Annotated in this window: 21 protein-coding genes and 1 pseudogene; 11 read left to right on the top strand and 11 right to left on the bottom strand. The window is 69.3% G+C overall.

The window, feature by feature from the left end:
- The first annotated feature begins 63 nt into the window (after nucleotides 1-63).
- Nucleotides 64-1443: a serine/threonine-protein kinase gene (locus tag WME82_RS22820; RefSeq protein ID WP_438044521.1), complete on the top strand. Its 1380-nt coding sequence runs from the start codon at nucleotides 64-66 to the stop codon at nucleotides 1441-1443.
- 4 nt (nucleotides 1444-1447) lie between these two features.
- On the opposite strand, the gene WME82_RS22815 is transcribed toward WME82_RS22820, so the two are convergent.
- The 3 genes from WME82_RS22815 to WME82_RS22805 all read right to left on the bottom strand — a co-directional run bounded on the left by WME82_RS22815 (nucleotide 1448) and on the right by WME82_RS22805 (nucleotide 2829).
- On the bottom strand, nucleotides 1448-1882 hold the full coding sequence (locus WME82_RS22815; protein ID WP_438044520.1) for a YciI family protein: 435 nt from the start codon (nucleotides 1880-1882) through the stop codon (nucleotides 1448-1450).
- Between the two features lie 24 nt (nucleotides 1883-1906).
- Nucleotides 1907-2572 carry a dihydrofolate reductase family protein gene (locus WME82_RS22810; RefSeq protein ID WP_438044519.1) on the bottom strand — a complete coding sequence of 222 codons (666 nt, stop codon included), beginning with the start codon at nucleotides 2570-2572 and terminating at the stop codon, nucleotides 1907-1909.
- A 128-nt stretch (nucleotides 2573-2700) separates the two neighbouring features.
- Nucleotides 2701-2829 carry a hypothetical protein gene (locus WME82_RS22805; protein WP_438044922.1) on the bottom strand — a complete coding sequence of 43 codons (129 nt, stop codon included), beginning with the start codon at nucleotides 2827-2829 and terminating at the stop codon, nucleotides 2701-2703.
- A 219-nt stretch (nucleotides 2830-3048) separates the two neighbouring features.
- Here WME82_RS22805 and WME82_RS22800 point away from each other — a divergent pair, with 219 nt between their 5' ends.
- From WME82_RS22800 to WME82_RS22790, 3 genes are all read left to right on the top strand, one after another.
- Nucleotides 3049-4347 (top strand): hypothetical protein, encoded by a 1299-nt coding sequence (locus WME82_RS22800; protein WP_438044518.1) that lies wholly within the window; start codon nucleotides 3049-3051, stop codon nucleotides 4345-4347.
- 167 nt (nucleotides 4348-4514) lie between these two features.
- Entirely contained in the window at nucleotides 4515-4880 is a 366-nt protein-coding gene (locus tag WME82_RS22795) for an ArsR/SmtB family transcription factor (protein ID WP_438044517.1), read from the top strand.
- Nucleotides 4877-5374 carry an SRPBCC family protein gene (locus tag WME82_RS22790; protein ID WP_438044516.1) on the top strand — a complete coding sequence of 166 codons (498 nt, stop codon included), beginning with the start codon at nucleotides 4877-4879 and terminating at the stop codon, nucleotides 5372-5374. Before WME82_RS22795 ends, WME82_RS22790 begins: the two co-directional genes overlap by 4 nt.
- 33 nt (nucleotides 5375-5407) lie before the next feature.
- Here WME82_RS22790 and WME82_RS22785 read toward each other — a convergent pair whose 3' ends face one another.
- The 3 genes from WME82_RS22785 to WME82_RS22775 form a co-directional block, all read right to left on the bottom strand.
- Nucleotides 5408-6220, bottom strand: coding sequence for a phytanoyl-CoA dioxygenase family protein (locus tag WME82_RS22785; protein ID WP_438044515.1), 813 nt, complete (start codon nucleotides 6218-6220; stop codon nucleotides 5408-5410).
- A 270-nt stretch (nucleotides 6221-6490) separates the two neighbouring features.
- Entirely contained in the window at nucleotides 6491-7069 is a 579-nt protein-coding gene (locus WME82_RS22780; RefSeq protein WP_437873474.1) for a superoxide dismutase, read from the bottom strand.
- Nucleotides 7070-7128: 59 nt separating this feature from the next.
- The gene (locus WME82_RS22775; RefSeq protein ID WP_438044514.1) at nucleotides 7129-7410 is read right to left on the bottom strand and encodes a hypothetical protein; all 282 of its coding nucleotides are present in this window, start codon (nucleotides 7408-7410) and stop codon (nucleotides 7129-7131) included.
- Nucleotides 7411-7454: 44 nt separating this feature from the next.
- Here WME82_RS22775 and WME82_RS22770 point away from each other — a divergent pair, with 44 nt between their 5' ends.
- Nucleotides 7455-8132 (top strand): hypothetical protein, encoded by a 678-nt coding sequence (locus WME82_RS22770; RefSeq protein ID WP_438044513.1) that lies wholly within the window; start codon nucleotides 7455-7457, stop codon nucleotides 8130-8132.
- Nucleotides 8133-8213: 81 nt separating this feature from the next.
- On the opposite strand, the gene WME82_RS22765 is transcribed toward WME82_RS22770, so the two are convergent.
- Both WME82_RS22765 and WME82_RS22760 read right to left on the bottom strand, forming a co-directional pair.
- Nucleotides 8214-9431 (bottom strand): acyl-CoA dehydrogenase family protein, encoded by a 1218-nt coding sequence (locus WME82_RS22765; protein ID WP_438044512.1) that lies wholly within the window; start codon nucleotides 9429-9431, stop codon nucleotides 8214-8216.
- Nucleotides 9432-9641: 210 nt separating this feature from the next.
- Entirely contained in the window at nucleotides 9642-10118 is a 477-nt protein-coding gene (locus tag WME82_RS22760) for an SRPBCC family protein (RefSeq protein ID WP_437747572.1), read from the bottom strand.
- Between the two features lie 329 nt (nucleotides 10119-10447).
- Here WME82_RS22760 and WME82_RS22755 point away from each other — a divergent pair, with 329 nt between their 5' ends.
- Nucleotides 10448-11311, top strand: coding sequence for a LysR family transcriptional regulator (locus tag WME82_RS22755; protein ID WP_437873471.1), 864 nt, complete (start codon nucleotides 10448-10450; stop codon nucleotides 11309-11311).
- Nucleotides 11312-11410: 99 nt separating this feature from the next.
- On the opposite strand, the gene WME82_RS22750 is transcribed toward WME82_RS22755, so the two are convergent.
- The gene (locus WME82_RS22750) at nucleotides 11411-12643 is read right to left on the bottom strand and encodes a GNAT family N-acetyltransferase (RefSeq protein WP_438044511.1); all 1233 of its coding nucleotides are present in this window, start codon (nucleotides 12641-12643) and stop codon (nucleotides 11411-11413) included.
- Between the two features lie 93 nt (nucleotides 12644-12736).
- A complete protein-coding gene (locus WME82_RS22745) occupies nucleotides 12737-14107 on the bottom strand; it encodes a sigma 54-interacting transcriptional regulator (protein ID WP_437873469.1) in 1371 nt (456 codons plus the stop codon).
- A gap of 291 nt (nucleotides 14108-14398) precedes the next feature.
- Here WME82_RS22745 and WME82_RS22740 point away from each other — a divergent pair, with 291 nt between their 5' ends.
- The 3 genes from WME82_RS22740 (at nucleotide 14399) to WME82_RS22730 (ending at nucleotide 17127) form a co-directional block, all read left to right on the top strand.
- Nucleotides 14399-14881, top strand: a complete 483-nt coding sequence (locus tag WME82_RS22740; RefSeq protein WP_438044510.1) for a hypothetical protein — start codon at nucleotides 14399-14401, stop codon at nucleotides 14879-14881.
- Between the two features lie 78 nt (nucleotides 14882-14959).
- Nucleotides 14960-15619: a hypothetical protein gene (locus WME82_RS22735; protein WP_438044509.1), complete on the top strand. Its 660-nt coding sequence runs from the start codon at nucleotides 14960-14962 to the stop codon at nucleotides 15617-15619.
- A 122-nt stretch (nucleotides 15620-15741) separates the two neighbouring features.
- Nucleotides 15742-17127, top strand: a complete 1386-nt coding sequence (locus tag WME82_RS22730; protein WP_438037969.1) for an IS4 family transposase — start codon at nucleotides 15742-15744, stop codon at nucleotides 17125-17127.
- A 157-nt stretch (nucleotides 17128-17284) separates the two neighbouring features.
- On the opposite strand, the gene WME82_RS22725 is transcribed toward WME82_RS22730, so the two are convergent.
- Complete coding sequence (locus tag WME82_RS22725; RefSeq protein ID WP_438044508.1) at nucleotides 17285-19072, bottom strand: hypothetical protein; 1788 nt, start codon at nucleotides 19070-19072, stop codon at nucleotides 17285-17287.
- Nucleotides 19073-20054: 982 nt separating this feature from the next.
- On the opposite strand from WME82_RS22725, the pseudogene WME82_RS22720 reads away from it, so the two are divergent.
- Nucleotides 20055-20192, top strand: a pseudogene (locus tag WME82_RS22720) (IS5/IS1182 family transposase); the annotation flags it as partial.
- 1024 nt (nucleotides 20193-21216) lie between these two features.
- The gene (locus WME82_RS22715) at nucleotides 21217-22791 is read left to right on the top strand and encodes a polysaccharide deacetylase family protein (protein WP_438044507.1); all 1575 of its coding nucleotides are present in this window, start codon (nucleotides 21217-21219) and stop codon (nucleotides 22789-22791) included.
- Nucleotides 22792-22897 lie beyond the last annotated feature (106 nt).

Genomic DNA, 22897 nt, shown 5'->3' with positions numbered 1-22897 from the left:
GGGGCCCGCCCGCTCCATGGCGCGCTTGCATTCCGGCGCCCGCTCGGGCGATCTCACTGCATCATGGCGGCGACCACGAGGCCTCACGACCCGACTGGCACCCTGGTCGACGACGCGCTGGACGCCGCCGACGACCTCGCCCCCGGCACCCTGGCCGGGGAGTACCTGATCGAGGAGGCGCGCAGCCACGGCGGCTTCGCCGTGGTCTACCTGGCCACGCAGCTCGGGACGGGGCGCGCGGCGGCGCTCAAGGTCCTCCGGCGCCGGCTGGCTGCAAGTACGCGGATCCTCGAGAGATTCCAGCAAGAGGCCGCGGCCCTCCGGCGCCTCGCCCACCCGCACATCGTCGAGATCCTCGGCGCGGGGGACCTGCCCGACGGCCGGCCCTACCTCGTCATGGAGTGGATCGAGGGCCGGACGCTCCGGCAAGAGCTCCGCGCCCGCGGCGCGCTCTCGGCCGCGGAGGCGCTCGCCGTCGTCGAGGAGGTCGGCGGCGCGCTCTCTGCCGCGCACGCGCTCGGGATCGTCCACCGCGACGTCAAGGCGCAGAACATCATGGCGATCCCGCGTGGCGGGTGGTTCACGACGCGCCTGCTCGACTTCGGGATCGCCAAGCTGCTCGAGCCCGAGCGGCTCGGCCGCGGGCCCATCTTCACGCAGGCCAGCGTGCTCGGGACGCCGGGCAGCATGGCGCCCGAGCAGATCGCCGGCCGCCCCGTCGACGCGCGCACCGACGTGTACGCGCTCGGCCTGCTCCTGTACGAGCTGCTCACGGGGCAGCCCGCGTTCCACGCCGACAACCTCGTCGAGCTCGAGGAGCTCCAGCTCTTCGCGCCGCCGCCGCGGGCGGGCGATCTCGTGGCCGTGCCGCCGGCCTTCGACGCCGCGATCGCGCGCTGCCTCGAGAAGTCGCCGGACGCGCGCTACCCGAGCGTCTCCGAGCTGCTCGCGGATCTCCGCGCGGCGCCGCTCGCGTCGAGGGACGAGGCGCGCGTCCGCCCGGCGGCGGCGCTGCACGCCAGCGTGCAGATCGAGGGGGAGGGCGAGATCGACGAGGCGGCGTTCGACGACGCCGAGGAGGTCCTCGCGACGGTCCGGCGAGCCGCCGCGGAGGCGGGGCTCGTCACGGTCGTCGACGGCGGCGGGGTGCTGGTCGGGGCGACGGCGCTCCCGGCCGATCCGGAGGGCAGCCGCGCCGCCCGGGCCCGGCTTGTCGACGTCGTGCGCGGGCTGGAGACGACGATCGCGGCGAGGCCGGGGCCGAGCCCCGCGGTCCAGGTCGTGCTGGTGCTGCACGCCGCGCCCGCGCGGGTCGAGGGCGCGCCGGGCCAGCAGCGGTTCGCGGGCGGCGCGCTCCTGCGCCTCGACGAGTGGACGACGGGGCATTCCCGGGGCGGCCTCGTGATCACGCCCGCGGCGCGCGCGGGGATCGACGAGGGCTAGCCGTTCAGGATCTCCGCTGCCGCTCGATCTCGGCGCGCAGGCGTTCGTCCTGCTCCCGCAGCGCCGGCGTGAACTCCTCGCCGAAGTCCTCCGCATCGAAGAGCGGTCGAACCTCGAGCTCCCATTCCCCGCTGGGCATGTAGTCGGCGCAGCGCCTGGCCCACGCTACCGCGTCGTCCAGCGACCTCACCTGCCAGAGCCAGTATCCGCCGACGAGCTCCTTGGCTTCGGCGAAGGGGCCGTCGATGAGCGTCGTCTTGCCGTCCGAGATGCGCAGGCGCTTGCCTTTGCTGCTCGGGTGCAGCCCCTCTCCGCCGAGCATGACGCCGGCTTTGACGAGCTCCTCTTTGAACCTGCCCATCTCGGCGATGACCTTCTCGTCCGGCATCATCCCCGCCTCGGACTCCTTCGTGGCCTTGACGAACACCATGACTTTCACGGAGCTCTTCTCCCTGGTATCGAGCTACTTCGTCAGGACGACATGGGTGGCGTGGCCCGTGGAGGCGTGCTCCGTGCATCGGTAGCCGAGGCTCACCGTATCGATGCCGGCGAGGAGGTGCTCGCCCCGGCCGAGGAGCACGGGGGAGATCACGAGGTGGAGCTCGTCGATGAGCCCCGCGGTGAGGTACTGCCGAACGGCGGCGACGCCGCCGCCGAGCCGGATATCCTTGCCCTGGGCCGCCTCCTTCGCGCGCTCCAGCGCGGCATGGATGCCGTCGGTCACGAAGTGGAAGGTCGTTCCGCCCTCCATGGTGAAGGACTCACGAGCGTGGTGCGTGAGCACGAAGACGGGCACGTGGTAGGGCGGGTTCTTGCCCCACCATCCCTGCCAGCCGTCGTCGGGCCAGGGGCCCCGCTGCGGCCCGAACATGTTGCGGCCCATGATCCAGGCGCCGAGGTTCTCGAAGCCGCGCGCGGCGAAGTCGTCGTCGACGCCCGCTCGGCCGACCGTGTCTCCGATCAGCGAGGCAGCGTAGTCGGCCGACATTTTCTGGAACGTCTTCGTGCCGAGGACCCACTGGTGCAGCGCCATCCCTCCGACGCCCATCGGATTGGCCAGATCTTGGCCGGGACCGGCGCCATGACCGTCGATCGAGATCCCAAATGCGTTTACCCGAAGCCTCGACATGAGCGGAACTCCTTCCGGCGCAGGCATCGCCTGCGACCGTTCTTCTGAAGTGACGACGAACGAGCCGGGGCCGGATCGACACGCCGCCGAACTTTTTTTTGCTGGCCGGTTGTCACATGCAAGCGCTGTCAATTCAATGATTTAGGAGGTTCCGGGCGGGCGGATCCGTCGCCGAGCTGACCGTTCCGATTGTCGCTCCGGCACGCGACGCGACGGCTCTGGAGCAGGGCACAGGAGAACTGCTGGCCGGCCGCGATCTGCAGCGGATGGTCGATCCCGCTGACGAGCGTGGGGGTCGGCGCCGGCTCGCCGCTGAACGCGCTGTTGCCGACCTCGCCCCAGCCGTTGGAGCCCTAGCAACGCACGGATCGAGCTCTCCGGTGGGGGAGGGGATGCGACGGCTTCGTACCGCTCGATGCTTCGATCAAGCTCGTGACAAACTCCCCCTGGCTCTCGTTCTGCTAGGTTCAACGCACATGAGACGCAGGAACAAGCTCGTGGCGATCGAGGTCGTCGGTGCGGTCGCGTTCCTGGTGCCGGCGCAGGCCCTGGCGCGGTCCGAGGGGTCGTTCAACCCCGGCTTCTTGCTGTCCGCCGGCAGCGGCGAATGCCCGGTGGGGGTCGGCACGGAGATCAGCGGCATGGTTTTCCCGAAGGGAGACCCGGGCTCGATCGGTTACGGTGGTTTCTTCCAGGCGCAGACCTATGCCGGCGACTATGCGCGCCTGGCGTTCGGGTTTCAGCTCGGAAACGTCGTCGGTGGAGAGCTCGGCATCGCGGGTCTGACCCGCAGCAATCTCCACACGTCGACGTTCGCATTGCACACGGGCGTCTTCGCCTCGGCCGCCGTGCTGGGAACGGGGCTGCGCGTGACGATCCCGATGAGCGGCGCCGATCACGGCCTCCCGGCTCACGGCGTCGAAGTGTCGTGGGTCCTGACCCTCAAGATTCCGATCTACAGCGGCAGGGTCTTCAACTCGTTCGGCCGGCCGCTGCGAGACGAACAGGGCCCCATCACGGCCGCGGCGCGCGAAGCGAGCGGCTGGGCGGACATCAGCGACCCCGCGCTGGTCGCTCACCTTTCGCCCCGGGAGCGCGAAGAGCTCGCCGCCCTGTGGCTCGAGGCCGCGCTCGCCGAGCACGCCTCGATCGCGACGTTCGCCGCGCTCGCGCTGGAGCTCCTGGCGCTCGGCGCACCCGCAGACCTGCTCGCGGCTTGCCAGCAGGCGGCGCAGGACGAGATCGAACACACACGCCTCTCGTTCGGTCTCGCGAGCACGTACGCGGGGCTCCCGCTCGGGCCGGGCACGTTGCCGTTGCCGGCCACCGCGCTCTCGGGCGACGCCGCCGCCGTCGCGTACCTGAGCTTCACGGACGGCTGCGTCGGCGAGACGTTCGCCGCGGCGCTCGCGCGACGAGCGCAGCGCCACGCGACCGATCCGGCCGTCGCGCGGGCGCTCGCGCGCATCGCGAAGGATGAAGCGCGGCATGCCGCGCTCGCCTGGAGCATCGTCGCGTGGTGCCTGACGCTCGACCCCGCGCGCGTCCGCGCCGCGCTCGACGCTGCGCTGGCGGAGCCGGAGCTCGATGCGGCAGCCGCCCCGCTCACGGATGTTCTGGGGCTGCCGATCGTGCCGGCGGCTCGCCACGGAGCGGTGCCTGTCGACGAGCAGAAGCCCCTGCGGCGCCGCGCCGAGCGGACCGCGCGGGCGCGCCTGAAGCGCATGCTGCGGGCGCCGCGCGAAGCGCGGGTCGAGGGAGGCCTCGTGCCCTGACCGGGGCGCCCTGCGCGAGCCCCCGCGCCTGACACACAGGTGAGCCGCCGCGGAGCTGCGCCGTGCTCAGCCGCGCTCCACGCGGGCCGGCAAGATCCGGCCGGGCGTGCAGCCCCGCGTGCCGTAGCGCTTGACCGACGTATGCACCGTGGTGTATATGCATATCCATGCAACTGGACGTCTTCGAGGTCCTGGCCGATCCCACGCGCCGCCGCATCGTCGAGGCTCTCCTTTCTGGCGAGCAACAGGTGGCCGAGGTCGTGGAGAAGGCCGGTATCCACCAGTCGGGCGTGTCGCGGCACCTGCGCATCCTCTCGGAGTCAGGTTTCGTCTCGATGCGACCCGATGGGCAGCGGCGCCTCTACTCCCTTCGTTCCGAGCCTTTCCGCGAGCTCGAGGACTGGCTCGGCCGCTACCGGCAGCTCTGGGAGGAGCGCCTCGATCGGTTCGGTGCCGCGCTCGAGAAGAAGCGCGCGTTAGCTCAGAACAACCCGGCCGTTCAAGGCGGCCCAACCACGAGGAAGCGATCATGAACACCGCAGTCAAAGCCCAGGCCCGATCCAAGGTCAGAGTCGAGCGCACCTATCGCGCCACGTTGCAGGAGGTCTGGGACCTCTGGACCACGCGAGAGGGATTCGAGTCCTGGTGGGGGCCGCGAAACTTCCGGGCCGCCGTGGCGGAGCTCGACGCGAGGCCGGGCGGCGCCCTGCGTTACGAGATGATCGCCGCCACGCCCGAGATGGTCCGCGCCATGGCGGAGGTCGGCCGGCCACCCTCGCACGGCGTCACCTCCACCTTTGCCGAGCTCACGCCCATGACACGGCTCGTGCTCCGCAATGTGATCGACTTCCTGCCCGGCGTGCCGCCCTACGAGAACGACATCGAGGTCGAGCTCACGGAGCTCGGCGACCGCGTGAAGATGGTGGTGCTGCTCGACACCCTGCATAGCCCCGAGTTCACCGAGATGCAGAAGGAAGGCTTCACCAGCCAGCTCAGCAAGCTGGACGAGAAGTTCGGGGCGGGGTGAGGGCTGCCGCGCCTGGGCGAGCGGCGTCGCGCGTCAGTAGGCGAAGGCCTGGTAGACCTCGGTCTCCTCCGTCGCCTCGCGCGCGTCGAGCGATTCGACGACGGGATTGAAGCGGAGCATGCGCTTCGCTCGCTCCGACAGGTGGGAAAGGCCCTCGCGGGGCACCCGGATCGAGACCTCCGGGCGGAAGAGCCAGCGGCGGCTGTAGCCGATGACGACCATGGGCCGCGGCTCGCGCGAGCGGTTCGGGGTCCCGCGGTGGAGGCCGCGAACGTCGCGGACCATGACGTCGCCGAGCTCCATGGCGATCGGCTCGAGCGCGACCTCGCCCTGCTCGAGGCGCCGCATCCCCTCGGCCTTGGAGAGCATGTGCGTGCCGCGGGCGATCTCGATCGGGCCGTTCTCGGCGGTGACGTCGACCAGGGGGAAGTTGACGGCGAGCTGGAACGCGGGTGTCTCTCTCCCGGTCTCGGGGAAGAGCGGCGGCGTGTCGCGGTGGACGTCCTGGTAGTCGGACCCGAGGAGCGGGGTATCGGTCGCGAGCTGGACCATGGTCATGTCGGCCCCGACGAGGCGCTCCACCACGCCCAGGATCGTCTCGTCCTCGTAGATGCGCGGCTCCGCGAAGGGGGCCTTGAACGGGAGCGTCACGTAATAACGACCCGGCCCCCGGTTCTTGAGGTGCCCCTCACGCGCGATGTGGGCGTCGAGGAGCGGCGCGAAGGCCTCACGCCACGAGCGCAGCAGGCTCTTCGGAATGAGGTTCTTTATCAGGCAGAACCCATCGCGCTGCGCTGCGCGGGCAAGCTCATCCATCTCGGCGCTGGTGTGGCGGGCGTGGCTCATGGCTCGGGCCGAGCTTGGTGGATCGAGCGGAGTCGTCAAGCTCAGCGCTCGCTCTCCGCCGGTTCATCCCCATCCCACCACTGCCGGAATCACCGTCGTCGGAGGAGAATGCGGCGCTCCAGGCGCCCGGCCCACGCGCGCGGGACGGGCAAGTGATCTCAGCCTCACGAGGCCGACGCCCGCGCGGCCCCGCTCTGCATCAGCTCAGGCTGGTCGCTCTCCTGCCGGACACAGAGCGGCCTCGACGCCGCCTTCGCGGGAGCGCGCGGGTCACAGCTTCGAGGCGGCGTGGTCCCAGTTCACCAGGTTCCACCATGCCTCGACGTACTTCGCCCGGGCATTGCGGTAGTCGATGTAATACGCGTGCTCCCACACGTCGCACGTGAGCAGCGGCGTCTTGCCCTCCGTGAGCGGGCTCCCGGCGTTGCCCGTCTGCACGATTTCCAGCTTGCCTGAGCCATTCTTCACCAGCCAAGCCCAGCCCGAGCCGAACTGACCGATGGCCGCGGCGCTGAACTTCTCCTTGAACGACGACACGCTTCCGAACGCCTCGTCGATCGCCGCACGGAGCGCGGCGGGAGGCTCACCGCCGCCCTGCGGCTTCATGCTGTGCCAGTAGAACGTGTGATTCCACACCTGAGCTGCCTGGTTGAAGACCGCGCCGGACGTCGTGCGGACGAGATCCTCGAGGCTCTTGCCCGCGAGCGCCGCGTCCGCTGCCACGAGCTCGTTCAGCTTCGTGACGTACGCGTTGTGGTGCTTGCCGTGGTGGAAGTCGAGCGTCTCGGCCGAGATGTGGGGGACCAGCGCGTCTCTGGAGTAGGGGAGCTCGGGAAGAGTGAAGGTCATGGTTCTGTTCCTCGTGTTGCGTCGACGGCTACGCGCTCGTCGCAGCCCGTTGTGAGTAGCTAGGCGAAGACCTTCGGATGGCGCTCGAGCCACGGATCGAACGTCCGCGCTTCGCGGCCAGACAGCCGCTCCACGTCGCCGGGTCCGGCGGCAGCGTAGCAGACTCGGTGCGCGCGCGTGGCGCCTTGCCAATGAGTTGGCAGTTTTCCATCCATTTGGAGAGACGGCCTCCCGGCCAGCGGTTCAAAAAATCTGCCGAGCCGACGGATGGCGCCTTGTTCCATGCCTCGAACGCCGCCGTTCCAGATCGCCGTCTGGTCCCGCTCCGGGTAACGCCGCATACTTTGGACGTGATCCTTGAGCAGAAGGACGATGTGGGGACAGGATGAAGAAGAAAGAACTTGGTCATACGCTGGGTCTCGTGGTCTGCGCCGGCGCCGCGCTCGGCCTCTCCACGGCGTGCTCGGGCGCCGATGTGTCGGACGAGCCGCTCGAGGAGCTCGGGTCGGCGTCGTCCGAGCTCATCGTCAACGAGGTGGTGCTCTACGATAGCTCGAACTTCTCCGGCGTCTCGCAGGGGTTCGGGATCGGCCGCTACACGCTCGCGGACATGGCGATCATCGGCGACAACAGCGCGAGCGCGATCAGGGTCCCCGCCGGGCTCCGGGCGACGGCCTTCTTCGGAGACAACTTCGGGTGGGATGTGCGCGTCTTCACCTCGGACACGGACCTCGTGGCCGCGGGCTTCGACGACACCATCTCGAGCCTCGTCGTCGCGCACGCCTCGGACCCGCAGCTGGACGCCGTCACCTTCTACGAGAACGCCAGCTTCTCGGGCGACTCGTTCGCATACGGTGTCGGCGCCGCCCTCTTGTTCGCCAGCCCCTGGACCGCATGGGACTTGCGGATCAGCTCCGTCCGCGTCCCCCCCGGCTTCAAGGTGACGGTCTCCGACGGGTGGATCGGGTATCCCACGACGACGCGCGTCCTCACGGCAGACGCGAACCTCGCTCCCCTCAACTTCGACAACAAGATCCGAAGCTTCATCATCGAGCGCTTGTAGGAGCGAGCGCGGGCGTCGCGCGCCGCGCTCTCCCCGCGCTGGCCGCGCGAGGCGAAAACGGCGCTCTCTCGCGGTCCTTGCTCAGTAGGCCCCCTTCGGCTCGAGGCCCAGCATGTGCTGGCCTACCATGGTGGACACGGCGTCCCAGTTGAGGGTGATGTGCTGGGCGATCGCGTTGCCGTCCCGCCACATGCGCTGGATGGGTTGACCGAGCGCCAAGCTGCTGCCACCGACGCACGAGAACAGCGCCTCGATGGCGGAGTGCGACAGCTTCGCCGCGTAGGCGTGGCCTCGCCGGTTGCGGATGCGCTTCTCGACGCTCACGGACCTCCCCTGGGCTGCTGTCAGCTCCACCTCGGTGATGTCGCGGTCGAGGACGAGCCTCGCCGCGTCCACGGCGGCCGCCGCGTCGGCCAGGCGCGACTGGACGTGAGCGAACTGGCAGAGGCGCGCTCCCGCGCCGCCGATGCCGCCGCGCGTGACGCGGCTCTCACAGAGATCGAGGAAGGCATCGATGGCGCCCTGGGCGGTGCCCAGGAGCGGGGCCACGAGGCAGACGGGGATCGCCGAGAGGAAGGAGATGCTGTAGATGCGGTTGGGGTTCACCGTGGCCCCGGGAGGCGCACCGGACGCGGCCTCCGCGAAGGTGAGCTTCCGGTGACCCGGGACGAAGGTCGGCTTGTTGAGCACCACGGTCTTGGACCCGGTGCCAGCTTGGCCCGCGACGTGCCAGTCGTCCTCGATCGACCAGTCGGAGCGGGGCACGAGCAAGAAGCCAGCGTTGGAGGTGGCGTCGTTCTCCTTCGGAAACTGGACGCCCAGCACGGCCCATTGCGAGTTGTCGACGTTGGACGCGAAGCGCCACTTGCCCTGGATCAGGTACCCGCCATCCACCGCATGCGCTGCGGTGATGGGCGAGTAGGAGCCGCACATGATGGCCCGGGGATTTTCCCTCCACACGTCGTCCTGCGCCTGCGCCGGGAACAATCCGAGCAGCCACTGGTGAATCGCCCCGAGCGAGCATGCCCAGGCGGATGAGGTGCAGCCTCGCCCGATCTCGCTGATCACGTCGAGGAGCGCGGTGAAGCCGTACTCGTAGCCGCCGTAGCGGCCCGGCTGCATCAGCCGGAAGAAGCCGGCGCGATGGAAGAGCTGGTTCGTTTCCTCCGAGACGCGGCGCTCGATCTCCGTTTGCTGGGCTTGCTCGCGGAGGCGAGGGATGAGCTCGCGCGCAGTGGAGACCAGACTCTCGAGCGACGGCGCGTCGGCGGCGGGGCTGATCCGACCGGGGGCCTTCATGACCACAGTTCTGATCGACGAACGTTCGAGACTCATAGACCATCCCTCGCGTGGCGAAAATTCGCTGGCTGGCGCGACCCGATCGGCGCGGCCGGCGGTACGCGCGTCGGTCCAGCGAATTGCGCCGACATGGAAGCGACTGCGAAGCGCGCTGACGACCTTGTCCCTGCAGCCACGCAAGCGGCTGCAGGGATGGCTGCCTGCTGCTCCCTACCGCGCGGACCGCTGCTCGCTCGACACCATCTTCCGGATGGCGTCCAGCGTGGCATCCACCGCCTTCACATAATCCCGCTCCACCACCTCACGGAATTCCCGCTCCCTGGCGCTGTCGGACGGCGCGCCCAGGAGCTGCAGAGCGAAGCTGAACCGCAGGCGCAGGTCGCCGTCTTCGCCGAGGATCTCGTTGACGATGAAGCCATCCATATTTCCCGACAGGCGAACGAACACGACCTTCTCCTCCGGGTGGAAGGTGACCTTCTCTCTCGCCTCCTCGCCTCGGAAGACGATATCGCGAACAAGGCTCCCGGGCGAGCGCTCGACGACCTCACACTTCGCCAGGCCGGGGACGAAGGGCAAGGCGTTCTCGGCCTTCATGACGAGGCCTCTCCAGATTTCGCCTCTGCTGAGCGTCGGCTGGGTCGGGGCGAGATCCAGGTTCACGGCGACCTCTCTGAACACGTAGATCATGCTGTCTCCTGATCGATCTTCCCCCAGGTGGCCATGCGCCGGGGGCCGCGAGGCACCTCTGTACTACTACAGCCGCGCTTGGTCCGAGGTGCGGCGGGGCCGATGGCGTGCGCTGCGCCTTCAGGGGCCTCGGGGAGACCGGCATCGCCGGTGGCGGCCGCGCCTCGGCGCGGATCGCCGCGAGGCGGGACGCCGCGCCGGCGCCGCCACGCTTAGGATCACGTCCGGAGTATGCGAAGATGCCCGGGACGGCGCCAGAGGGCGCCCTGGAACGGCCGCGTTCGAGGAGTGGAACGTTGAGGGAGCCCGATGATCTGACCGGTCTGTCGATGTTCGTGCGCATCGTCGAGGAAGGCTCGCTCAGCGCGGCCGGCCGTGCGCTCGGCCTGCCCAAGGCGACCCTCAGCCGCAACCTCGCGCTGCTGGAGCAGCGGCTCGGCGCGCCGCTGCTGATCCGCTCCACGCGCGCGCTCAGCCTGACGGATACGGGCAGGCGCTTCTTCGACAAGGTCCAGCCCATCGTCCGAGAGGCGCAGCAGGCGACCGCCGAGGTCAAGAGCCTCCACGCGGCTCCCTCCGGGCTGCTGCGCATCACCGCGCCCGTCGCCTATGGCCACGCGGCGATCGCGCCCCGCTTGCTCTCGTTCATGAGGCGTTATCCGGCGGTTCGCATCGACCTGCACCTCCATGACGGGCGCGTCAACCTGGTCAACGGCGGCTACGACCTGGCCATCCGGATGGGGGCGATCGAGGACAGCGAGCTGATCAGCCACAAGCTGGCCGACGTCAGCATGGTCATCGTCGCCTCGCCGGCCTGGCTGGAGCAGCACGGTATGCCCCAAAGGCCCGCCGAGCTCGCCCAGCATGACGCCGTCGTCACGCGGCCCGATATCGTCCAGTGGAGGGTCGGCGGGGAGACCGTGCGCGTCCCCTGGCGCATGAGCACCGGCAACATGATCGTCACGCGGGACGCCGCGAGGGCCGGGCTGGGCATCGCTTTCGTGCCCGAATTCCTTGTGTTGCGTGACCTGGAACGAGGAACGCTGGTACGCCTGCTCCCCGACGTCGAGCTGCCGGTGATTCAAGCGACCGCGCTGTACACCCGCGCCGCCAGCCAATCGGTGGCGCTGCGCACCTTGCTCGACGACCTCCTGGCCAGCCGACCCATCGAGGTCGACGCCGCGCCGTCGTGACCCTGCCCGGGCGCGCGTGGAATCCCCCTCTGCTGCGACATGCGATGTCGGTACACCGGCCTTGTATCAGGCGGGGTGAAGATGAGCGAGCCGGCGGCCTCAGAACCTATCTGCCAGCGTGAGCTGCGGGTGCTGCGCCGGGAAGAGCACCGGGACGAGCCGGGCGGCGTCTCCGGCAAGCCGGAGCTTCCCCGCGTCGCACACCTCCAGCGGCGCGTCCGAGCCGAGGAGGAGCCGCGCCACCGCCCAGCCGCCGCCGACCGCGCTGCGCGCCCCCGCGGCGCTCCGCCCGCGGACGACCTCGACGCGGCCGCGATCGAGGCGGAGCGTCGCCGTCTCCTCGGGGCTGGCGAGGGTGAGCGCGCCGCGGTAGCCCGCGAGCTCGGACGCGGCGAGCCGGGCCGAGAGCTCCGGCGCCATCGCCGCGAGGCATCCCGGGAGGTCGACGACCCGGACCATCGCGGCGCCGTTGGCGGCATACCGCTGCTCGTAGCGGCTGTTCAGCGTCCGGAGCCGCGCGGCGAGCGCCGAGCGGTAGGGGAGCGTGTCGAAGCGGAGCCCGGGGAGCGCCTTCCTCCGGCAGAGGGCCCCGAGCGCCGAGAGCGCCGCGTCCGGTGCGCCGGTCGCCTCGGCGCACACGAGCCGGATGCCGCTCGCCTGGATGACGACATGCCCTTCCGGGCGCTCTCGATCGGCGCCCCAGCACCAGGCCTCGACGTCCTTGCGCATGCCGCTCCACGAGCGCAGAAAGGTCGGCCGCACCGCCGTGCCGGTGAGGCCGGCGTTCCACCGGTTGTGCAGCCGCACCAGCGCCTGCGTGGGCGCCGCCGGGATCCGGCGCAGGCCGCGCAGCCGAGGCAGCGTGGCCGGGAGGTCGGCGAGCTTCACGCGCCACCGCGACTCGGGCCAGGCCGGCACATAGCCGAACCGGTGGTAGAAGTCGTCGATGCCGAACAGGATCGAGAGGTGATAGCCGCGGGCGCGCATGCGGTCGAGGCTGTGCGGAGCCGTGCGGGCCATGAGCCCTTTCCCGCGGTGGGCCGCCTCGGTGGCCACAGCGCCGATGCCGCCGCAGCGCACCTCCGCCCGACCGATCCGCATCCGGTAACCCCACACGCCCCAGTGGGTGACCATCGCATCACCGAGGAATCCGATGACCGAGGCGTCCCAGTCGTAGTGGCTGTGGTTCACGTACCAGGCGGCGCAGTCGGCGCGGAAGCTCGCGTAACTGCCAAAGGTGCGCGCCGCGATCTCGATCACCGCCGTCGCGTCGGCGACCGGAGCGGGGGAGCGGACGGTGAGGGACGGAGTCTTCAGGAGCGTACCCGCCATCGGTAGGAGCGGTTCGCCCACGGCGTGGGATCGAGCATGCGTCCCTCGTATCCGGACCCCGCCAACCCTGTCCAAGTTTCTGACGCCGCGGCGCTACCCCTCCGGCTCGCGCTCCGGCCCCAGCCCGTGCCGGTGGAGCAGGCGGTACAGGTACCGCCGATCCAGCCCCGCGGCGGCCGCGGCCCGCGAGACCTTGCCGTCGTGGGCGCGGAGCAGCGCCTCGAAGTAGCGGCGCTCGAAGTCCGAGAGGACCCGGTCGCGCGCCTCGGCGTACGGCACGCTCGCGTCGACCGGCGGCGGCGCGCTCACCGGCGCGAGCTCGCTCACGGGCGGCGGCGCGCGGAACACGAGGTACTGCTCCACGTAGTTCCTGAGCTCGCGCACGTTGCCCGGCCACGCGGCGCGCGTCATGCGGGCGATCACCCTCGGGTCCCGCAGCGTCGCCGCCTCGTCCGGCGTCGCGTGGAGCGAGGCGAGGAGATCGTCGAGCAGCGCCGGGATGTCCTCGGGGCGCTGCCGGAGGGGCGGCATCGGGATCCGCACGACCGCGATCCGGAAATAGAGATCGGCGCGGAAGCGGCCCGCGTTCACCTCGGCGCGCAGGTCCCGGTGCGTGGCCGCGATGACGCGCACGTCGACCGACCTCGGCGTGTTCGTCCCGAGGCGGCGGATCTCGCGCGCCTCGAGCGCCCGCAGGAGCTTCGGCTGGAGGTCGAGCGGCAGCTCGCCGATCTCGTCGAGGAAGATGGTCCCGCCCGACGCCTCCTCGAAGGCGCCGATCCGCTGCTCGCCCGCGCCGGTGAACGCGCCCTTCGCGTGGCCGAAGAGCTCGCTCTCGATGAGGTTCCCATGGATCGCGCCGCAGTCGACGACCACGAACGGCCTGTCCCGCCGCGCGCTCCGCTCGTGGATCGAGCGGGCCGCCTGGCTCTTGCCGGTGCCGGTCTCGCCCTCGAGCAGCACGGTGACATCGCGCTCGGCGGACCGCGAGAGGAGCGCGAACACCGCCCGCATCGCCGCCGACGCGCCCGAGAGCGCGCCGAACCGCGCCTCCTCCCAGAGCGGCAGGCGGTTGTGCTCCGTGCCGAACTCGAAGCGGGCGACAGTCTTCCCGAGCCGGATGAGGCTGCCGGTGCGCAGCAACGCCTCGATCACGTGCACCCCGTCGACGACCGTGCCGTTGTGGCTGCGGAGATCGCGGACGCGCGCCCCGGCGTCGTCGATGCGGATCTCGCAGTGAAACCGGGAGACCGTGGCGTCGGCGACCACGAGGTCGTTGCCCTCGCTCGACCCGATCGAGCACCGATCGGCGGAGGAGTCCCAGACAGCACCCTTGGCCGGGCCCTCCACGAGCTCGATGCGGAACCGGCGGACCATGCCCGCGCTGTCGTCCGGGCGGGCGCCCGGGTGGGTCAGCGTATCGCCGCCGCTCTGGGCTGCTCTCTTCGGGGGTCCGCTCGCCATGGCGCCACGATACCACGGCGGCGTCGCGCCCCGCGGTGGCGCTGTCGCCGCCCAGGCCACGCCGGCGCAGGGGAGTGCGACGGGCGCGCGACAAGGGCGCTCCGCCACCGGGCGATCCGCGCGGGACGCGGCTGGCACGCTCGATGCTCAACGGTGAAACGTCAGCGGACCAGCGGTCCGCAGACAACGGTCAACGGTCAACGGTCCATGGACGACAACACCTCGAACGCACGGCGATGGGGCGCATCGCCGGCAGCGCGTCTACCAACAAGCGCCCGAATGGAGAATCCCATGAAGCCCATCCTCAAGCTCTCGATGCTCGCCGTCGCCTCCGCCCTCGCGACGGTCGGCGTGGCGCCGGACGCCTCGGCCAGGAACACCGCCGCATTCATCGGCCGCACCAGGGACGCCGCCGAGGCCAGCTGCTTCAGCGAGAGCTTCGGGAGCCTCATCAACGACGGCTTCGTCGGCGGGCACCGCTGCGGCGACTCGGTCATCATCCTCCCCCTCGTGATGGATCCCGGCCCCTTCAACAACTGGGCGAGGGTCACCGTGACCGCGAAGAAGCCGACTTGGACCACCACGATGAACTGCGCCACGTTCGTCTTCGACAAGGCCACGGGGGGCGGCTGGTCCGGCGGCGGGGTCGACCTTGCGACGACGGGGTGGTTCGAGAACATCAAGCTGCCGGACACCCCTTATTATCCCGACACCTCGCCGTTTGCCGCCTGCGCGGTCGGTCCGGGCGCGCAGGTGGTCCAGCTCGTTTACTGAGAGGGGCCGCGGCCGCCGTGGGAGCGCGGCGCGCGCTCTCACGGCTCCGGCCCGGCGCGCCATTCGACGGAGGGAGTCATGAAGAGGATCTGGCAGGTTCTGATCGTGCTCGCGGCGGCCGGCGCGGTCGCGACGCTCGCCGTCGACCGGCGGCGGGACGAGGCGGAGATGGCGCGCATGCGCGAGGACATGGGCGCGCTCTCGCGCGCCATCGAGGCGACGAAGAGCGGCCCGGCCCTCGCCGGCGCCGCGCCCCGGCCCGAGCGGCGGATCGAGGCCGCCGCGCCGGCCCCCGTGGCTCCGCCGGCGGAAGCGCCCGCGGCACCCGCGCCGGAGCCCCCGGGCGACGCGAGCGAGAGCGCCCCGACGGTCGAGCAGCGCGCGGCCGCGCTGGCCGCGGTGCGCGAGCGCCTGGAGGACACGTTCACGCAGCAGGGGACCGACACCCGGTGGAGCGCCGAGGCGCGCGAGGCGGCCCGGGAAAAGCTGAGCGCGGCGCTCCCGGACACCTCGTCGCTCCGCTCGATCGAGTGCCGGAGCTCGATGTGCCGTGTCGAGACGGTGCACCAGGACTTCGAGCAATACGAGCAGTTCGTCCGGAGCGCCTTCATGAGCCCGCAGGAGACGCTCTGGAGAGGAGGATTCTTCACCCTGCCTGTCAACGACCCACGGGAAGGCGAGCTCGTGACCGTGGCCTACGTCGGTCGCGAAGGCGCGCCGCTGCCGATGTCCCTCTAGAGCGGCGGTCACCCGCTTCGGATACGGGCCCACCTCGGCGTTTTCGGTGCTCAGCGCACCGGAGTCTCAGGATCCTACACATCTCGCTTGATGTGTGCTGAGCGACGTGATCAAAGCTGCGGATGGGTTCACCTGCAGCAGAGCACGCAGCGGCGCTCGCCGAGGAGATGAGCGACGCGCACTTCGGCGATGCGCGGCTTTCGAAGCGCCAGAGCAAGCTGGTGCAGAAGCTGGCGCAGGCGCCGGACAAGAGCTTCCCCTCGCTGCTGTCCGACAGCGAGCTGGAGGCGGCGTACCGTTTCTTCGGCAACGACGCCGTCACGCCCGCGGCGATTCTGGCTCCGCATGTGCGCGCCACCCTCGCGCGCATGGAGGCCGAGCCGGTCGTGCTCGCCATCCATGACACCACGACCCTGTCCTTCCGCTCGGACGGCCAGCGGCAGGGGCTCGGACGGCTGCGCTCCTCGGGGCAGACGTTCTTCGCCCACTTCACGCTGGCGGTCAGCGGCGATGGAACGCGCCGCCCGCTCGGCGTGCTCGATCTGAGCACGCACGTGCGCGACGACGGCAGGACGGACAACGAGCACGACCGCTGGGGAGAGCAGGTGGAGCGAGTCGCGGCCTTGGGCGCTACTGCGCACGACGTGGTGCACGTCATGGACCGCGAAGGCGACGACTACGGCCTGTTCGCGCAGCTTTTGAGCGCAGGGCATCGGTTCGTGATTCGGCTCGCGCACAATCGCCTCGTCGAGGCTGACGCCCTCGGAGAGCAGGCCAAGCTCGAGCAGGCGCTCGCGCATGTTCAAGCGGTGGCCGTACGCGAGGTAGAGCTTTCGCCGCGGCCGGCGGGCAATCGCAGCCCTCAACAGAAACGGCTGCATCCTCCGCGCGCAGGACGCTTGGCCAAGCTCGCCCTTGGAAGCACGCGCGTGACCCTGCGGCGACCGAGATCCCAGCCGCGCGAGCTGCCTGCGACGCTGTCGCTGTGGGTCGTACGCGTCTGGGAGATCGAGCCGCCGCCGGGCGAAGCGCCGGTCGAGTGGGTGCTGCTCACGAGCGAGCCGGTCGAGTCCGTCGAGCAGCTGACGCAGCTGGTCGACTGGTACCGGGCGCGCTGGATGGTGGAGGAGTTCTTCAAGGCCCTGAAGACCGGATGCGCCTACGAGAAGCGCCAGATCGAGGACCTGCACGGCTTGCGCAACGTGCTGGCGCTCTTCGCGCCCATCGCCTGGCAGCTATTGCTGCTGCGCAGCGAGGCTCGGCGCGCTCCGGAGCAGCCCGCGACCGCCGTGCTCACGCCCACCCAGATCGAGGTGCTGCGGGTCTTCGCGCGCAAGCCCCTGCCCGAGAACGCCACGGCCCGCGATGCCTTCCTGGCAATCGCCGGGCTCGGCGGACACCTCCGGCGAAACGGCGAGCCCGGCTGGCAGACCTTGGGCCGTGGCTACGAGCAACTCCTCACCCTCGTCCAAGGCTGGAGCGCCGCGAGGGAGGTGGGGAAAATATGATCAATCCTGAGACCGGAGTGCGCTTGCGCGCCGAAAACGCCGATCTGGGCCCGTCTCCTGTGCGGGTGACCGCCGCTCTGCTGCGGCTCTGCTCTGGGTGGTGCAGAGGGGGGCGGAGACTGCTGTTCTTGGCGTCCTTGGCGGCCCCCGGAAGAGCTCAGAAGAACCCGATCGGCCCCGGCGACCACGGGAACTCCACCGCCTCGCCGACCGCGGGCGGCGCGACGCGGCGGAGCCTCCCGTCGCGCCACGCCAGGATGACGAGCCCCGGATCCTCGAGCGGCGCGCCCAGGTCGACCTCGAGCCGCACGGGCCTCCCGTCCGCGACCTCGGCGACCCGGATCGTGGCGCCGCACTGGCCGACCTCGTAGCCCGCCGCGATCGGCGAGGACGGCGCGCGATAGAGGGTCTCGAACGCCCCGGTCAGCATCGTCCCGCCGATGCGCCCCAGGGAGAACGAGGACGGGCCTGTGCGCGTGAGGCGGTGCGTGCCCTTGTTCATCGAGAGGATCGACCAGCAGGAGAACGAATCGGGCGACTCCAGGGCGCGGATCGCCTGAGGGTACATGGCTGCCATGGGATCCGAGGCGGCCGCGATGAAGACCCGCTTGCGGGGCGGCGCGTCGATCTCCGCGGTGCGGGCGATGTCCTCGAGCTTGCGCGCGATATCGATGCTCGATGCGGTGGCGGCGAGGAAAAGGAGCGGTGCGATCCCGAGGTGCACGGCGGCGAGGAACCCGGCGCCGGCGCGGCGGGGCCATGACGCGACCCCAGGCGAGGGGGCGCGGCGCAGCCCGCGCAGCACGACGACGGCGAGGAGCGGCGCGATCCCGAGGCCCGGCATCAGCAGCAGGCGCGAGCCGGGGAAGCCCCCGAGGCTCGTGAAGAACGCGAGGAGCGCCCCGGGGACGAGCCAGCGCAAGGCGGCCCGCTCGCGCTCGGGGACCGCGGGGAGGCAAGCGCGGTAGAGGAGGGCGACGCCGGCGGCCGCCGCGAGCCCGACCGCGATGAAGGGGAGCTTGGGGAGCGGGACGGAGAGATCCGCGGGCACGGCCACGAGGGCGCCGCCGATCAGGATGGGCAGCCGCTCCGCCGCGGCGGCCACGAAGGCGAGCGGGCTGTTGAGCGGGTCGATATACCCGCCGGTGTGCGCGGCGCCGCCGCCGAACGCCTTGTACGCGGCGAAGTACCCGAGGAGGCCGAGCACCGGGAGCACGCCGGCCGCCCGCGCGCGCCAGCCGTCCGCGCGGCCCGGCGGCACGGGACCGGCGAGCTGATAGGCGATCCAGTACGCAGCCCCGCCGAGCGCCGCCTCGCCGCCGAGGAGCCCGATCCCGAGCCCGAGCGGGCCCAGGTACCGCCCGGGGCGCCACCCATCCTCGCGGTAGCGGAGGTATCCAACGAGCCCGAGCACCACCGGGAGCGCCGCGAGCAGCATGTGCTGGCACGCGATCCACCCGACCGGGTGAACGTGGTTCCCGCTGACCGCGAAGATCAGCAGCGCGAGCGCCGCGGTCGCGCCCGGGAGAACCCGCAGGAACAGCCTGCCGGCGGCCGCGACCAGGGCGACATAGAGCGCGATCGAGACAAGGTGGTACCCGAGCGAGGTGTCGCCGAAGACCGCGCGCTCCAGCGTGAACAGCGCGCTCGCCAGGGGGCGGACAAGGTGGATCCTGAGCTCCGGATCGGTCCACCACGGCAGCCCGGAGATGGAGACGGCAGCCCGTGTCTCCTCCGGAACGCCGGGGAAGAAGTTGTAGAGATCGTACCAGGGAGGCGAGCCAGGGATCAGCTTCGCGAGGTAGCAGAACAGGATGTAGTCATCGGCATAAAAGGCGATCGCCACCGTGGGCAGCGCCAGGGCGAGCGCGAGCAGCGAGACGGCCTGGACGAAGCGAGGGTGGTTGAGCCACCGCGCGAAGCGATCAAAAGGATCCGGTTTCATTCGTGACCACAACGTAGGGTAGCTCGCGCGCGCCGTGTAGATGGACCGGTGCGCCTCGCGCGGCGCCGCCCTACCTGCGGCTCACTCCGCTCTGGGGCATGGGCCGCGGGAAAAATGTGACATTGATCACGTTTGTGCGATTGGCGAGGTCTCCCGGGGAGTTGCGCTGTTCGAGCCCTGTCGCCGAGGAGCGCGGGGTGACCCGGACACGTGCTCTATCCGCTACGCGCGCAAGACGTTCAGATCGCGCAGGTCGGTGACATCCACGCTGCGCTCGCGGCGAGCGCGATAGATCGAGCGCGCGTCTCTGCCGATGTTCCGGCCAAACTCGAACCGACCCAATGAGGCTCGGAATCATGGGTCAGCCCGTCCCAACTCCTGTTTGACGGCGTCACCACCGGCGCGAGGGCGATGAGGACGGGTCGGGGGGGCGGCGGGGGCGCGTGCCGGTCAGCACCTGCCGGTCAAGAACCGGCGCTCCGGTCCGTCCTATCCCTCTGGCCCACGTCGCGGGAGATAGCGTGTCTGCCCATGTGAACTGGACAAGTTCGCCTGTGACACACCGCCTTGCCCGCGCTGGCGCCGGGGGCTCCGCCCGGGGCACCACGCTCGGGCTCGGGACATGTCTCCGTGTGAACCGGTGCATTTTCTTGAGCCGCGCTGGGCTTCGCGGGCGACTGCTTGCCGTCCCGCCGCCCGCTGACGGAGAGCTCTGCGATTCGCCAGAGGAACGATGGTCATGGGCCGGCGGCCCTCGAGACGTGCGACATCGGACTACGGACTTGGCAGAAAGACAAAATCCGGAAATGGAGAGCAAGTGAAGAGATTCGCGCTCTTGAACATGGTTTCTCCTATTTGGCGAGACCTTTCCACAGGGGACCGGCTTCGGTGAGCACATTTGACATCGGCGTGTGACGCGGCAGCCGCCGGCAGATGAAGCAGCACGAGGACGACGGCTGGAGGATCCCCGACGCCATCTGGGCAGAGGTGGAACCACCGCTGGATGACTCGATTTCGGGGGAACCTCGTCCGCTGATCGAAGCGCGCCGACACCTACCTCACCCTTCTGCACTTCGCTTGCGGGATCATCACCTGGCGCGCGGCTGGCCTGTTGGGATAGGCTCCAAGCGGATCAGCCAGCGCGACAACCTCTCTGACACGGGGGGTAGGACGGCGTCCATCGCAGATCCGGGCGGTGAACGCCTACGTTCTGTCAACCCAGAACAGGTCCCGCAGTCGGGGCTTGACGTCTCTTAAACGCTCCGACTTCCTTCCCATGATCTTCGGATGGCGTTTGCGATTCCTACCCGCGCAGGGCGTTCACGGCGACGAGCTGGGCTCGCGATGTACGATGCCACAAAGCTGGCGGAGCGAGTCGCGGTCAACGAGCACGTTGACGACGGTGAGCACCATCGTCAACGCGGCTCGGAGCCGACTGTGAGATCGAGGTGTGCGGGGCATGCAGGGTTCGTCCAGCGGGAGAACACCGTCGTCAACGTCCCGCGGCGCCAACGCCATCCTCCTCTGCCGCAGGACTCCCGCGCATCGGCGCGGACGAGCTCCGTAGCCAAGAGGGGTGTTGCGAGGAAGCTCCGAGATGCTCGCTCCGGAGGCGGCTTTGCGCAGGTGCCATGGCCGCCTAGGGCAGACTGGCTTCGGACAGCATGGTAGCTGAGCCCCGAGCGACGGGGACATCTGCCAGCGTTGTACTCGCATCCCGATATGCATCGGATTGCAGCGGCGCTACTATTCTCTAGACTATCGCGATGCGATATCGTAGATCCGATTGTAGCGACAATCCCCCCCCCGGTCGCCTTCGATAGCTGAAGCTCTTGCACCTCGAACGTCCGTTCTGTTGGAGTAACGGCGGAACCTGGGTGACATCAAAGCCAGCGGTTTTGCCGGGGGCAGCCGAAGGTCGCCAATCCCTTGAGTCCAAAGGCGATACCCCTTCCATGGCCTGCAAGCCACGCGGAAGAGGTCCAAGGTAAATGATTTTCGAATGCGTGACATGCGCGTTAGGAGCGCAATCCATTACCTCGTGTCTCGCTCCAAACTACAGGTGAAACATGCTCTCTTGTCGAGTCTTTGATAAGAAACAGGTGGGCGCTGCTTCGATAAGGACCACGTCCTATGTGCTCGGAATGGCCTTGGTTCTGGTCTTTCAGTCCAGATGCAGCGCTGAGTCGGGCGAGGAGGACGAAAGATCGTCGGAGAGTCGAGAGAATGTCGGGAAATCCATTGCTGCGATTGGGGATCCTGGATCGGTCGTGGTGTCGTTGACGTTCGACGATACCATTGCGGATCAGTATGTGGCCCGCGACATTCTCAAAGAGTACGGCATGCACGGTACCTTCTACCTCAACAGTCCACGCATCGGCCGGAGTGGTTACATGACCCAGCAGCAGATCCAAGATCTGCTGAATGATGGTAATGAGATTGCCAGCCACACGCTGACCCATCCGCACCTCACTACGCTCAGCGAAAGCGAGCAGGTGCGGCAGATGTGCGACGACCGCAGGGCGTTGATGGATCTATTTGCTCCGGAGAATCCCGGATTCTCGGTGACATCGTTCGCCTACCCATTCGGAGAGTCGAACGTCGCGCTTCAGGGCATCTCCCGCGACTGCGGCTTCACCAGCGCGCGCGGTGTCAGTGGTCTTTGTGGAAGCTGCTCGACGAATGCCGCCGAGACGATTCCTCCGCAGAACGCTCAGCTGATTCGCGGCTATGGCTCTATCCAGTCAACGACGTCGGTGGGCGCGGTTACGGGCTGGATCGAAAATGCGCACCGCAACGGTGGCGGGTGGGTGCCGTTGATTTTTCATCACATCTGTACGGATTGCAATGAACAATACGGCTTCGCGGTCGCCGACTTTGACGCCGTTCTGAACTGGATTCAGCGCAATAGATCGACCATGAACATTCAAGTCAAGACGGTCGATCAAGTCATCAACGGGGGCGGTGGCGGAGACGGTGGCGGTGGCGGTGGCGGCGGCGGCGGCGGTGGCGGCGGCGGCGGCGGTGGCGGCGGCGGTGGCGGAGATGGGGGAGGTGGCGGAGACGGGGGCGGCGGTGGCGGAGATGGGGGAGGTGGCGGAGACGGGGGCGGCGGTGGCGGAGATGGGGGAGGTGGCGGAGACGGGGGCGGCGGCGGTGACGGCGGCGGAGACGGTGGCGGCGGCGGAGACGGTGGCAATGGCGGAGACGGGGGCGGGAGCACGCCGCCCACGGATTCTATTCCTATCTCCAATGCCTCACTGGAGGATGATGTTAACCCTGAGAACGGCGTGGCGGACTGCTGGGAGCGCGGGCGCTATGGCGCAAACACCGCTACATGGGCGCGCACGAGCGACGCCCATACGGGGGCAAGCGCCGAGAACGTAACCATCTCGCGCTACAAGAACGGCGACCGCAAGCTGGTCACGAGGCAAGACTCGGGCCCTTGCGCTCCTCCGGCGCAACCGGGGCGCACCTACACCGTTTCAGGTTGGTACAAGGGTTCGGGTACAGCCCGCATGGTGGTGTTTTATCAGGATACGGCGGGTGAGTGGAACTACTGGACCGAGGGCTCTGCGCTCGCTGCAACCTCCACCTGGACGCAGGCTTCGTTCACGACACCGGTAGCGCCGGCGGCAGCCCGTCGCTTGAGCTTCGGCTTGGCGCTTGAGTCCATTGGCTCGCTCACGGTGGATGATTTTGCCGCCGTCGGGCACTAGAAGCTATCTCATCACAAGAATGATCGTTGTCGCGACTGAGTGTATTAGCCGCACGACTCCCATTGGTTGCTTCGTTCTATGCCTACTCGGAATACTCGGAGGAGCG

Origin of the sequence: Sorangium sp. So ce128, assembly GCF_051525245.1 — a bacterium.
In the GTDB taxonomy this organism is placed as follows: domain Bacteria; phylum Myxococcota_A; class Polyangia; order Polyangiales; family Polyangiaceae; genus Sorangium; species Sorangium cellulosum_B.
The sequence above is the reverse complement of the archived record's forward strand: the minus strand, read 5'-3'. Positions and strand labels throughout refer to the sequence as shown.

Bases quoted from the DNA above. Each gene is read 5' to 3' on its own strand.
- WME82_RS22730 (WP_438037969.1), top strand. From the start codon at position 15,742: ATGGGTTCACCTGCAGCAGAGCACGCAGCGGCGCTCGCCGAGGAGATG.
- WME82_RS22745 (WP_437873469.1), bottom strand. From the start codon at position 14,107: ATGGCGAGCGGACCCCCGAAGAGAGCAGCCCAGAGCGGCGGCGATACG.
- WME82_RS22810 (WP_438044519.1), bottom strand. From the start codon at position 2,572: ATGTCGAGGCTTCGGGTAAACGCATTTGGGATCTCGATCGACGGTCAT.
- WME82_RS22715 (WP_438044507.1), top strand. From the start codon at position 21,217: ATGGCCTTGGTTCTGGTCTTTCAGTCCAGATGCAGCGCTGAGTCGGGC.
- WME82_RS22820 (WP_438044521.1), top strand. From the start codon at position 64: ATGGCGGCGACCACGAGGCCTCACGACCCGACTGGCACCCTGGTCGAC.
- WME82_RS22765 (WP_438044512.1), bottom strand. From the start codon at position 9,431: ATGAAGGCCCCCGGTCGGATCAGCCCCGCCGCCGACGCGCCGTCGCTC.
- WME82_RS22735 (WP_438044509.1), top strand. From the start codon at position 14,960: ATGAAGAGGATCTGGCAGGTTCTGATCGTGCTCGCGGCGGCCGGCGCG.
- WME82_RS22740 (WP_438044510.1), top strand. From the start codon at position 14,399: ATGAAGCCCATCCTCAAGCTCTCGATGCTCGCCGTCGCCTCCGCCCTC.
- WME82_RS22770 (WP_438044513.1), top strand. From the start codon at position 7,455: ATGAAGAAGAAAGAACTTGGTCATACGCTGGGTCTCGTGGTCTGCGCC.
- WME82_RS22800 (WP_438044518.1), top strand. From the start codon at position 3,049: ATGAGACGCAGGAACAAGCTCGTGGCGATCGAGGTCGTCGGTGCGGTC.
- WME82_RS22780 (WP_437873474.1), bottom strand. From the start codon at position 7,069: ATGACCTTCACTCTTCCCGAGCTCCCCTACTCCAGAGACGCGCTGGTC.
- WME82_RS22760 (WP_437747572.1), bottom strand. From the start codon at position 10,118: ATGATCTACGTGTTCAGAGAGGTCGCCGTGAACCTGGATCTCGCCCCG.
- WME82_RS22755 (WP_437873471.1), top strand. From the start codon at position 10,448: ATGTTCGTGCGCATCGTCGAGGAAGGCTCGCTCAGCGCGGCCGGCCGT.
- WME82_RS22795 (WP_438044517.1), top strand. From the start codon at position 4,515: ATGCAACTGGACGTCTTCGAGGTCCTGGCCGATCCCACGCGCCGCCGC.
- WME82_RS22725 (WP_438044508.1), bottom strand. From the start codon at position 19,072: ATGAAACCGGATCCTTTTGATCGCTTCGCGCGGTGGCTCAACCACCCT.
- WME82_RS22750 (WP_438044511.1), bottom strand. From the start codon at position 12,643: ATGGCGGGTACGCTCCTGAAGACTCCGTCCCTCACCGTCCGCTCCCCC.
- WME82_RS22775 (WP_438044514.1), bottom strand. From the start codon at position 7,410: ATGCGGCGTTACCCGGAGCGGGACCAGACGGCGATCTGGAACGGCGGC.
- WME82_RS22790 (WP_438044516.1), top strand. From the start codon at position 4,877: ATGAACACCGCAGTCAAAGCCCAGGCCCGATCCAAGGTCAGAGTCGAG.
- WME82_RS22785 (WP_438044515.1), bottom strand. From the start codon at position 6,220: ATGAGCCACGCCCGCCACACCAGCGCCGAGATGGATGAGCTTGCCCGC.